Source organism: Enterococcus sp. AZ040 (genome assembly GCF_050499185.1).
Classification (GTDB): domain Bacteria; phylum Bacillota; class Bacilli; order Lactobacillales; family Enterococcaceae; genus Enterococcus_D; species Enterococcus_D entomosocium.
Genome location: NZ_JBMHEW010000001.1, coordinates 2,234,620 through 2,246,684 on the forward strand (window position 1 = coordinate 2,234,620; position 12,065 = coordinate 2,246,684).

Here is a 12,065-nt window from a genome sequence, read left to right on the forward strand (position 1 = left end):
TTTCCTATTCATTCTCTAGATTTAGTTGAGCTTTCAACTCTTTTTGAACTCTTGCTAGTTCTTCGTCACTCACACGCTGATATGAGATGCCGTCTTGCATGAATCCTTCCCCTTGCAACTGATCTTGTTTGATCGTTTGAAAGGCACTGCGATAGTTAAATGCTAAGGTTCGCATGTCATCGAAACTCATATCTGTCTTCATGTTTTGCTCAACGGCATTTAAGATCGTTTGATATTGGGTGATTCCATCAAGACTCAAGACTTTCTTAACGATCCCTTCAACGATTTTACGTTGGCGTTCTTGACGTCCATAATCGCCGTTTGGATCTTCATAACGCATTCTTGAATAGGCAAGGGCTTGTTCGCCATTTAGTGATGTACGTCCGATAGCAAAATCAAAGCCATCTTGCGAAAAGGTGATTTCATTATCAACTTCAATGCCGCCAACCGCATCGACTAATTCTTTCAAACCAGCCATATTGATTGATACATAATGATCGATCGGAATATCCAAGAATTTTTCTACGGTATTCATTGCCATCGCTGGTCCACCAAAAGCATAGGCATGATTAATTTTATCTGTCGTCCCATGTCCAACGATATCAACATAGGAATCTCTTCCAATACTCACCACCGTCGTCTGATTGTCTTGTGGGCTGATGGTCGCCACCATCATGGTATCAGAACGTCCTTGTTCGACTCTTCCTAAATCACCGGTATCGATCCCCATCAGTAAAACCGAGAAGGAATCTTTCTGGGATAGGTCGACATCATTTTCACGTAGACGATCTTCTCGATCACGTTCGACTGATTGATAGGTTTCTTGAATTGAGTTTGATACATCAAAATATAATTTTGCAGCGACACCGATCATTCCGATGACTAACACTGCAACGATTGAAAAGATGATTAAAAAGATTTTTTTTCCTTTTGACATTTGCTTTCCTCCAGTTATCTCTATTTTCTTCGATACATCTTTAAATTAGTAAACAGTGTCTGAACTTTGGTCTGTCCAGGTGCCATCTCCTGCGGATGTATCCTCTGAATAACTTTCTGTTGAAGCGGGGGGTGTATACGTGCTGTATCCTGTGTACCCCATTTGGGTAGCGACTTTATCTGCTAATTCGGTGAATTTCTCTTTCAATTCTTCGTTGCGAACTTTGCTGATACTGTCGACTGCACTCAGGTATTTTTCTAAGGTGACTTCACTTGTCACCTCATCCCCATCAAGCATTTCATCAAAAGTTTCTTGTAATTTTGCAATGCGGTCCAATTGAGTATCCGCATATTCTAAATAGGAAACAACTAACTCTTTCCATTTACTATCCTCAAAAAAGCTCAGATTTTCACGGACATTCCCGACATCCGTTTCTTTTAGATCAGCTCTAATGGTGACATCATTTTCAGCACTTTGCCAATTTGAAACACCTTCAGTAAATAAGGCTTCCGTATCCGCTTGTACTTTTAATTTTGCCTCGATGTCTTTTAGCTGATCATCAAGGGCGGTTTTTTCTTGTTGGATCTCCACTGACTCACTTGGCAGTGCATCATCATCGATCCCATAATCGTCTGCAGATACTTTCACTGCAGAAAGTTTTGCGACTGTTTTAAGAACGTCTTCTTCTTTAAGATCTTTTCGCAAAAACGTTTGATCTTCGTTGCTGTAAAATTCAGCAATTTCATTTGACAACTCATTGATGCGATCTTTTTCGCTGGCAATCGCTGTCTGTGCATATTCGACTCGCTGCTGATATTGCCTTTGGTTATTTTGTCGGTAACCAATAAAACAAATTGCAACGGCGCCAATACCAACGGCTAAAACAGTCAAAGTCTTTATTAACGGCTTTCCCATGAACACACTCCCTACTTCAATTGTGCTTGTTTAAGCATTCTGCCTTCCTCTCACATAATAAAGGCAATTCTAGTTTATTATAAGAGAAATGTATCATTAAATAAAGGAAATTCCCGTTTTTTATTTATTAAGGTATATTTTTCGTCAATAAAAGACTTATATAATGCCAAACATCAGTTATTTTAAAAAACCATAAATAACGTCTACTTTACTTGACAGTTTTTTTAAACCCTCATTTTAAATAATGATTAATTCAGTTATAATCGTTGTTCTCATCACCTTTGAAGGTTGTCACATTATAGAAAAATAACCTTAAGAGATTATATTCGTTCACTTTCTCAACATCTTTTCATTATAAATAGAAAAGATAAGAAATTCAGAAAGTATTTTTATACACTTTTCTTGTTATTATAAATTAATTTGGCAAAGCTGAATTCTTTTCTTGGCGCACTTAGGGTTTCCATTGCGGCTGCTATTTTTTTACGTCAATCGTTCCTGTTAAAATTATAAGTTGTCTTTCGCAAAGTGACTTTTTTCTTCAATTCTATTCCCCTTAATATTCAATCGCCACCCGAAAAACAATAATCATTTAATTTTTATTCCACCACTAAAAACTTATCGTCTCGCCCCTCTCTGGCTATTCAATTTCCATCAATCTTCTTCGACATGCTGGAAAAAACGTGTTTCTACCTATATATACCGATCGTCAGTTGATTTATAGAAAATGCAAAAAATCTCGCATAGACTCAGGTATAGATTTCACCAATCGATGAAATACGTGATTTGTTTTTTCTTCCCTATCTTCTTTAAGATGAATAAGTAAGATTTGCGATTTTGTTCATGAAAGGAGCCACGTCTTGAGAAATTTTCAAATAAATTTTATTACTAACACTGCAACGATTCGATGGCTGAAAATTTTGAGGGCATTCGAGAAAAATTATCAATGTTCGACTCAAGGTTTGGCAAAAATTTCAGGAAGTACCACGCGAACGATCGTTACGGATGTGACGGATCTAAAAGAGTACTTTGGCGATTGTTTATCGATCGACTCTTCTCACAAGGGGTATATTTTTTCGATCAAACATTCCACTGTTTATTTAACGAAAAAACGTGCGCTGATTGCCAATGAGATTCTGTTCCATATCATCGAAAGTATTTTCCACAATGATCTTTATAGCTCATCTGAATGGGCAGAGAAGTACCATATATCAGAAAGCACTGTTCTTCGCTATTTGCGGAAAGTGCAACCGATTTTTTCTTTCTATCGTTTGGAGATCCAAACCAATCCTATTTGCTTTATTGGTGAGGAGATCAATATTCGCAAGTTTTTCCATGATTTCTATTACGAATCGGAAATTACTGCCCATACGATTTTCCCGCCGATCGCCATCCAAAATATCACTGCTAGCGCTTTTTCTAGATGTTATCAACTTGACCAGCATGCTTGTTCGTTTGGTGAATTCAATTATTACTTGTATATCACCTTTGAGCGCCATTGTGCGGGTCAAGGTATCGAGTTGCCTAAGCAAATAAAAAAAATATTTGAGCAATATAATGATTTTCGGCTATTTTCTGAAATCAACGAGGCAATGAGTGAACAATACCAAAAAGAACTTCCCTATGAGGAAGTCCTTTATTTGTTCTTATTGGTAAAAACCCGTCGCTCGATCAGCAATTTGGCGATCGAACAAACCTTTTGTAAAGAGTATAATCATTGGCTTGAAATTAAGCAGCTTGCTGCAGCCTTTGTCAAGGATTGTTTGCCAGATACTCAAGATAGCGCTCGTGACCGGCTCTTAGTAGAATCCTTTTTTACGGTAGCAAAAATCAAGCAATTATTATCCCCCTTATTAAACCATATGATTTCGGATACCGTTCATTTTGTCGAAGAGGCGTATATGGATGATTACCATCTATTTAAAAACTATCTGTTGACGCAACCATTAGCCAGAGAAATTTGGGACAGTATCACACTGGAACACTTAGGAACGAGTCTTACGATGTACGTTACCTCTATTAAATCTTTGTACTGGCAAGCAAAGAAGAATATCGCTTTTTTGTTTGAAGGCCCCTTTTATTTATGCCAATTATTAAAATGCAAATCTGTTCGTTATTTGCGCAGCTCTCGGACATTTTATTTTCCAGACTCCAATGAATTGTCGGCAGGCTATTTGGAAAAAAATCAAATTGACTTGATCGTCACCAACTATACGGAATACATTACCGAATATGCCCAAGACATTGATTATTTGCTATTCAAAACTTTTCCCGATGAGCATGACTGGGAAGCTTTAGAAGAAAAACTGAATGCCAACTTCAATCCTTGATAAATGAAAATCTTGACTCTTTAATTTATGGGACTGAGGAATCATAACTGATTCTTCAGCCCCATTTTCATTTTAGGTATTAAAAAGCATATCGTTCTCTAGTATGATTAGATCACCACAAAATAAATAACTGAGAGAACGATTGTAAGGACTTGTGAGCAATTTAAATCAAAATAGAGCGTATCGTTCGGGTCGGCACTGACACAGCGATACGCTCTCTACTTATGCCTTATTCTATTAAAAGCAAAAAAAGAAGCAGCCACTTCATTCAGTGAGCTGCTTCTTGCTAGTTGATTGATTAATCAAGAATCGTTACTTTTACTTGACGACGTCCCCATTGGATACATTGTGCTACGTTATCAAAGTGAACATCAATGATATTTCCTTTGATCGCGCCACCAGTATCAAGCGCTAGTGCTACGCCATAGCCTTCAACATTGACTAAGGTGCCTAACGGAATCACGCTTGGATCCACGGCAACTGCCATTGGATTTTTACGTAAGTCTGTACCGCTTGCTGTAAAGAAACTGGAGCCAGCTTCTTTATAAGAGTAGGCAGTTGATTCCATCATCAATGTCCGACCACTACTTGTATTGCTGTTGTTGCTATTGTTATTGTTATTGTTTGTATTGCTTGAGCTGCTATTTGAGCTATTGTTACTGCTTGAAGAGCTGCTCGATGATGAGGTGCTGCTTTCAGTCGTATCGCTGCTCGATGAAGCAGCCGCTTGTGATTCAGAAGCGCTTGAACGTTCGGCAGCTTGGGCTGCTTCTTTTTCTGCTTTTTCTTTCGCTGCTTGTTCTGCCGCTTCTTTAGCTGCTCGTTCTTCTGCTGCTTTTTCAGCAGCTAAGCGGGCTGTTTCAGCTTCTTTGCTTGAAGCGATTTGTGCCAAGGTTGATTCGTTTTCTTTCAATTGGGCTTGTAGATTCGCAATTTTTGAATCCAGTGTTTTGGCTTCTGATTCTAATGCGGTTTGATTTTCTTTCAATGATTGCTGTGTTGACTGTGCTTTTTCTTCTAAAGCTTCTAGCTTTTCTTTTTCAGCTGTTAATGAATCGATCTTTTCTTTTTCCAAGTTTTGTAACATCGTCATCGCATAGGCACGATTGATAAAATCTTGGATGTTTGATGATTCTAACAGTACCGTCCAGTCTCTGGTAGCCCCGCCATTGACTTGGATGTCTTTCATACGTTCCGCAACGACTGCTTCACGCTTTTCAATTGTTTCTTGTGCAGTTTTGATTTCTGCTTTGGTTGTTGCTAATGATTCTTCATTTTCAGCGATTTGAGCTTTTAGCTCTTCTACCTCACTGTATTTCGCATTCACATCAGTCAATGCAATCTGTACTTCCGTACTGATTTCCTGACTTTGCTGCATGACGGCACTTTCTTGCTCTTGCAATGATTCAAGTGACTCAGCCTGCGCAAAGATTGGAGAAACGATTCCTGCCGCAAAGACAGCGACAACGATTGTTCGTAGTTTCTTTGCCTTCAAAAAATTCCCTCACTTCTCACTATGTTTTCCAACATATCCTATTATACAAATTCTTAAGAAGAATTTTATTGCAGGACCTTTACAATTTGTTACAAATTATCGTAAAAGTGGGTGTTTTAATCGTCTTTTTCAACTGAAATCAGTCAGAAGTGGGAAGAATCAGCATTGATAAGGGTTTATTTTTTGTAACCTTACCGTAACAAACTTATTTTTTCTTACGGATCGCTTCAATAAATCGAGACAATTCCTGACTGCTTTTTATCTGATTGATTTCTAACTTTTGAAAGTTTTTTAAGAGTCTTCTTTGATGGAAATTCAATCTCGGTAGATTCTGTTTTAATACGCGCCATTCTTCTGGAAACGCTGCGAAGCGCCCTTGCCAATCGTTTTTATATTGCTCAATATTTTCAGCCAATTCTTTTTTGTGCTGTTCAAAGGCTTGATTGACCTGTTGCACCGCTTTCTGAAAGGCAACCAAGTTAGCTAGGGTATAGCCCATATCAAAAGAGAGAACCATCAATAAGAAAACTGGCAATAAGAATCCTACGCGAGCACTCAATGTTTGAACAATCTCCAGCATTTGCGGATGAACAAATCGAACAATGAGCACACAGCACACGCCCCAAAAAAGAGAAATCGGCAATGCCACCCGTCCATTGATATTTAATGGGACTTCTTTATAATCCCACCATGAGGCATGAAAAAAACGCTCAAGTAAATAACTTGTCACATATTCAAGCACGGTAACCAACAACGCTGCCGCAAAGAACAGTGGAATCACTTGCTCATGCAATGGCCGCAATAAATAGACAACGCCAAGAATCCCAAAGCCGTAGATGGGTGTGATGGGACCAACAAGGAAGCCCCGATAAACAAAGTGCTTGGCTTTTAGTGAGCAATAAATGGTTTCCCAAAGCCAACCGATAAATGAGTACAAGAAAAATAATAAAATGATCCGTTCAAATTGAACCATACCTATCCGCTCCTTTTCAAACTGTCACAATGATCTGTGCAATCGTACTTGTCATCACAATCATACCACAAATCAATCAGTCTTATTTTGAATCAGTGCAGTAGCTTATTCCCTGTTTGAACGTTCTTTTTTCGTTGCTTATTGATCACCAAAAATAATTGATGGGTGCACTTGTTCTTTCAAACTATAGCCACACAGTTCTTTGTTAAAGGTAAAATGATCTTGTTCCACATTTGCAATGATCTCATCTTCGGAAAATCCGTGAAAATCGTAGTCATTGATATAACTGCGAAGTAATACTAATTTTGCATCGATCAAGAGAACTCTTTGGATATCCATCCAAAAAGCCATGTCTTTGTTTTTCAATATTTTTTTCAATTCTGCTTCCTGTGCTAACCAGTACGCATAGACTGATGGCATTTCACCTTTAATGGTTTCAGCAGATAATCCTTCTCTCATTTTTACTAGATACTCATTTACTGATTGATAAAACAATTTCCTTCCCCCTAGTTCCATTATTTTTAAACGTAGATCTTATGTTTCTTCTATTCCTCGCCGCTTTGAGCTATCTTTCTCTATCCGGCTGTCGCTGATGTCGCCCTACTTTTTGTATCGAAAGAAGCCATAGTATTTCGCAACAAAATTCTGACAATTATTCAAAACAATTAGATAAATAAAAAACACACTATTATTTTATAGATATAACCGACACAATTTTTAACTTCACTATTCTTTTAATGCTTCCTTTCTTTTCTAAAGCATAGCAAAAGTCGCCCCGTATTTATAATCAACTTTTGCATCAATCTAAGAAAAAAGTGAAAATAAGCGGTAACAGTCAGTTATTTCGGCTTCATTTTTTAAATTTATTATTTAACAATCCTTTATTTTTTTCTTTTCATGCAGTAACTGAGAATATTTTATTGCGTTATTTCCTTTCCTATTATACGATTAACTAAATAATGTTGGTTATTTGAAAATAGAAAACAAAGGGGAACGTGAGAATAATGAGAAAAAGTGTTGTTTTTAGTTTATTGGGGTTCACACTTCTTTTTGCTGGCTGTACGCCAAAAGAGGAGAAACCAGCTTCAGAAAGCACGGAAAATGCAAGCGCTACAAGCTTATCTATGACTTCGTCAACAGAAGTCGCGCAAGAATCGACGGGCTCTTCCAGCGAAGCGGCTTTACCGAGTTCGGAACAAACCATCACAGGCGTGAGTGGAACAAACTATACCATCGATTTGCCTAGTAATTGGCAAGAGGTACCCGATTTCACTTCATTGAATCCTGACAATGATTTCATGTTGTCAGATGCGTTAGAAACGAAATACTTAGCTGCAGTCGTTGAATCGAAACAAGATTTTGCCGATTTAGAAACTTATCTCGGATTGGTTCAAGAAAATTTGGCAACAAGCTTCGATACGACCGCCACCTTTTTACCAATTCCTGACACGAAGGCCTATTTCGTTGATTTCCCAGCGACAGTTGAAGGGCTAAATATCCACTATATTTATTATGTACTTGAAACCGACAATAATTATGTTCAGTTGTATGGTTGGACGTTAGAAAGCTTATACGACTCTTCAAAAGACGAGCTAACAGCGATCATGAACAGCTTCAAAGAAGAATAAACAAAACATCTGGAACCATTTTGGCAAATAGCCGCAAAAATGGTTCCAGATGTTTTTTCATTTTATCTACGGACTACAAGACGCTGTCCTACAAGAATCAATGAGCCAGAAAGATTATTCCACTGCATCAACTGATTCACAGTCACACTGTAGCGTTGCGAAATGCCCCATAGAGTGTCTCCCGAACGTACGGTATAGGTGGTGCTGTTTGATGAGGAAGTGTTCGTTTCTTGAACATACGCTGCACTTACCCAGCCACGCCCTTCAATTCGATACCAGACGTTGTTGCCATTCACACTGGTTCCGGTCTTTTGCGCAACCGCGCGAAAAGAGGAGTTGTTTAACAAAGAACCAACTATTCTGGCACTGGTAGACGCATCAGAGCGAATATTCAATGTTGCGGTTGTACGAAACTCTTTGTTGATGCTTTGCTCAGAGCTATTACTTCCAGCGTTCACTTCTGTCACGTACGTAGCACTCACCCAGCCGCGTCCTTGAATTCGATACCACACATTGTTTCCGTTGACACTCGTTCCCGTCTTTTGAGCGACTGCTCGAAATGTCGCATTACTTGCCAAGGAGCCAACAACAGAAGCGCTAGTCGATGCATCTGAACGGATGTTCAAGGCAGCAGTTGTGCGGAACTCTTTGTTGATGCTTTGTTCGGCATTGTTGTTATTGTTGTTGTTGTTGTTACCATTATTATTGTTGTTATCATTTCCACCCGTATTCGATGAGATCTCCGTCACGTGAGCAGCACTTACCCAGCCACGTCCTTGAATTCGATACCACGTCGTATTGCCGTTCACACTGGTACCAGTTTTTTGCGCTACTGCTTCAAATGTTGCATTGGCAGCCAATGAACCAACGATCGAGGCGCTAGTGGAAGCATCCGAACGGATATTGAGTGCTGCATTTGTTCTGAATTGCTTATTGATCGCCTGCTCAGAATTGTTACTGTTGTTATCATTTGAACCGCCACCACTTGATGTATCGTACTGGGTCAAATTGTGCGTTTCAATCAAGTTGTTTAGCTTACTTGCATAAGAAGTATCGGTGGCATAACGTCCTTGCAGCCATTGAGTCGCGTCACGATAAGAATTTGTATTAGACTTCCATGCCCCATGGTAGAAGAAAACACCCGGCGAAAATGAGGTAGTTCTCAAAACGTGCGCATTGTCTTGAAAAGATTCTTTTAATGAGGGGTATTTACGAAACCTAGCAATAATCGGATAGAGATTGCCATTCCCGTCATCTTCCATGGTTTGCATCTCTACAAATTGTCCATTGTAAGATCCCTTGATACCAAACATATTATTTGCAAGAGTGGTCAGCGTGGATTGCCCCCAACCTGATTCTAAGATCGCTTGGGCAATCATGACCGAAGCGTAGAGGTCATTTGCCCCGGCAACTTCTTGTGCCATTGGTCCTACTTGCTGAATAAATGCTTGCTGATTGTTGGAACGTGCCATTGGATTATTGTAGTTGGGCATGACCTTCGTTTCAATGGCGATCCGCTCTTCTTCTGACAGAACAGGAATATCACTATCGGTTTCTGCTTCATTCTGTTCAGAAGCATCATCTGCTGGTGCATTTTCGGGTACCTCTTGGATGTCTACTCCATCCGCACTTTCAGCTTCTGATGGATCGGTACTATCTTGAGTTGCTGGTGATCCCTCTTTCACTTCTTGATCTTCTACAATGCTCACTGAATCATGCGTCGATGTATCTTGGGTTGACTCTGCTGTTTCAACTACTTGAACACCATTTTGGGCTTCTGCTGACTCGAGTGTATCTGCTAAAACATTCATCGGCAAAATATTCACCGTACTAACAAGTGCAGCGGTTGCCGCCGCACTTTTACGGTAAAGAAGCCCTCTTTTTTGTTTCTTCGCACGATAACGAAGTTGTTTTCTTTCTTCCATTTGTCTCTCCTTAAAACTACAGCTAGCTACTTCTTACATTCTTACTGCAAAGCTAGGTGTAAAATGAGCGGTGCTGCCAACAGAAACATTTTGTCCTGGGCGTGGTGCATGAATGTATTGTCCGCCACCTAAAGCAATGGCTACATGATAGGTGCTACCTGATGAACCCCAGAATAAAAGATCTCCTGGTTGTGCTTGGCTAACGGAAATCACTGTACCGGCTGTTTCTTGTGGCACCGTCCATCCACCAATATCTCTCCCTGTTACTTGTAAAAAGACATAGCGAGTAAACCCAGAACAGTCAAAGCTGTCCGGTCCTTTGGCACCCCACACATAGGGTTTTCCGATATGCTTATAGGCTTCTGCCACGATTGCAGCACCATTTGTTGATGCTGGTGCAGAAGGTGCTGGCGGCGTCACGATCGGTGCAGGTGACGGAGCAGGCGTTGGCGCCGGTGTTGGTGTAACTGGCGTCGGTGCTGGCGTTGGTGCAGGAACTGCAGGTGCACTGTCCGCTGGCGTCTCCGGTGCTGCAGGTGTCACTGGTGTTTCTGGCTCATGAATTTCTGGTGTATCTACTGGTGTTTCCTCTGGAACCTCTGGTGTTTCAACCGGTTCAGATTCTTGCGTTTCCTCTGGTTGCGTTTCCTCTGGTTGCGTTTCTGCTGGTGCTTCTGGCTCTTCCACTGGCGCTGGGCTCTCTGTTTCTGCGTCAGGTTCTGTGCTCTCTACTTGAACAGCTGCTTCATTCAAGGCTGCTTCTTCCGCTGCAGCTTGTTCTGCCTGCTGTTGCGCCGCTTGTTCCGCTTGGGCTTGTAAAGCAGCTACTCGGGCAGCTTCTTCACGAATTCTCGCTTGCTCCGCTTCATAGGCTTCTTTTTCCGCACGCAGCTGTTCTTTTTCTTCTTCTTTCGTTGCTTCTTCGTAGGCTAAATTACTAACTAAGACATTTAATTCTGCTTGGCTTGCTTCCAAAACACCTTTTTGTGCTTCCAGATGGCTCTGTGCTGCTTGCAATTCTGCCACTTTTTCTTGTGATTCCGCACGCTTTTGTTCAACAGCTTGTTGGTCGGCTTTTTGCTGTTCGATCACTTCATTATTCGCTCGAATGATCGTCGTCATCGCATGCAAACGACCGACTAAATCACTGACAGAGTCCGCCTCTAGTACCGCTGTTAGAAAATGGTCGCCTTTTCCATTAACTTGTGTTTCTCTGGCTTGCTTTTCAATGTTTTCTGAGCGTTTGGCAATGCGCTCTTCTAACTGACTGATTTCCTGATCCAATCCTTCGATCGCTTGCAACAAATCACTTTGCTGCGCTAAAATGATTGCTGCTTCTTGATTTAACGAATCAATTTCTGCAGACAATCCGTCAATTTCCCCTTGTACGCTTTGACGTTGCTGCCTCAACTGATCAATTTCGTTATTTTTTTGTTCGATCAATTGATCGTGATTCGTAGCAAAAACGGTCACAGGTCCGCCGAATGATGACAATACAATGCCGCACATACATACTGTTGCAAAGATTTTCTTCTTCATCTGATCCTCCAAATTCAATTTTAAAACTTTTTTTTCATTTATTTGACCATTTTCATTTTACCATAGTTCAGCAACAAACCCAATCCGTAAGCGATTTACATTTTAGTTACATAAATAAGCTCTGTTTTTTTATTGCATGTTCCCCACTCCTATCCCACCGACACGCCGAGTGAATCCCTATGTATCAACTGTTCAAGAAAACTTCATAGAAAAAGTCCTTTTTCTTAAGAAAAAATAAATAATGTTGTAGATTTCACTTTTATTACATTAATTTTCTGCAAAATATGCTTGATTCACAAAGTTATAAACAGACGAAAAAAGCTCCT

9 protein-coding genes are annotated in these 12,065 nt (G+C 40.1%); 2 read left to right on the forward strand and 7 right to left on the reverse strand.

Going from position 1 to position 12,065, the window contains the following annotated elements; translation table 11 throughout:
• Positions 1-4 precede the first annotated feature (4 nt).
• Both IGK63_RS10280 and IGK63_RS10285 read right to left on the reverse strand, forming a co-directional pair.
• Positions 5-937 carry an LCP family protein gene (locus IGK63_RS10280; protein ID WP_005234969.1) on the reverse strand — a complete coding sequence of 311 codons (933 nt, stop codon included), beginning with the start codon at positions 935-937 and terminating at the stop codon, positions 5-7.
• A gap of 45 nt (positions 938-982) precedes the next feature.
• A complete protein-coding gene (locus IGK63_RS10285) occupies positions 983-1,852 on the reverse strand; it encodes a hypothetical protein (protein ID WP_016613512.1) in 870 nt (289 codons plus the stop codon).
• An 857-nt stretch (positions 1,853-2,709) separates the two neighbouring features.
• Between IGK63_RS10285 and IGK63_RS10290 the strand changes: the two genes are divergently transcribed.
• Positions 2,710-4,179, forward strand: a complete 1,470-nt coding sequence (locus IGK63_RS10290) for a helix-turn-helix domain-containing protein (RefSeq protein ID WP_005234967.1) — start codon at positions 2,710-2,712, stop codon at positions 4,177-4,179.
• Between the two features lie 298 nt (positions 4,180-4,477).
• Here the strand turns inward: IGK63_RS10290 and IGK63_RS10295 are convergent, their stop codons facing one another.
• The 3 genes from IGK63_RS10295 to IGK63_RS10305 form a co-directional block, all read right to left on the reverse strand.
• The gene (locus IGK63_RS10295) at positions 4,478-5,674 is read right to left on the reverse strand and encodes a 3D domain-containing protein (protein WP_005234966.1); all 1,197 of its coding nucleotides are present in this window, start codon (positions 5,672-5,674) and stop codon (positions 4,478-4,480) included.
• 205 nt (positions 5,675-5,879) lie between these two features.
• Positions 5,880-6,647: a putative ABC transporter permease gene (locus tag IGK63_RS10300; protein ID WP_005234965.1), complete on the reverse strand. Its 768-nt coding sequence runs from the start codon at positions 6,645-6,647 to the stop codon at positions 5,880-5,882.
• Positions 6,648-6,785: 138 nt separating this feature from the next.
• Complete coding sequence (locus IGK63_RS10305) at positions 6,786-7,163, reverse strand: DUF7006 family protein (protein WP_005234961.1); 378 nt, start codon at positions 7,161-7,163, stop codon at positions 6,786-6,788.
• Positions 7,164-7,651: 488 nt separating this feature from the next.
• Between IGK63_RS10305 and IGK63_RS10310 the strand changes: the two genes are divergently transcribed.
• Positions 7,652-8,275, forward strand: a complete 624-nt coding sequence (locus IGK63_RS10310) for a hypothetical protein (protein ID WP_005234960.1) — start codon at positions 7,652-7,654, stop codon at positions 8,273-8,275.
• Positions 8,276-8,337: 62 nt separating this feature from the next.
• Here the strand turns inward: IGK63_RS10310 and IGK63_RS10315 are convergent, their stop codons facing one another.
• Positions 8,338-10,200: a glucosaminidase domain-containing protein gene (locus IGK63_RS10315; protein WP_016613513.1), complete on the reverse strand. Its 1,863-nt coding sequence runs from the start codon at positions 10,198-10,200 to the stop codon at positions 8,338-8,340.
• 33 nt (positions 10,201-10,233) lie between these two features.
• Positions 10,234-11,739 carry an NlpC/P60 family protein gene (locus IGK63_RS10320; RefSeq protein WP_016613514.1) on the reverse strand — a complete coding sequence of 502 codons (1,506 nt, stop codon included), beginning with the start codon at positions 11,737-11,739 and terminating at the stop codon, positions 10,234-10,236.
• Positions 11,740-12,065 lie beyond the last annotated feature (326 nt).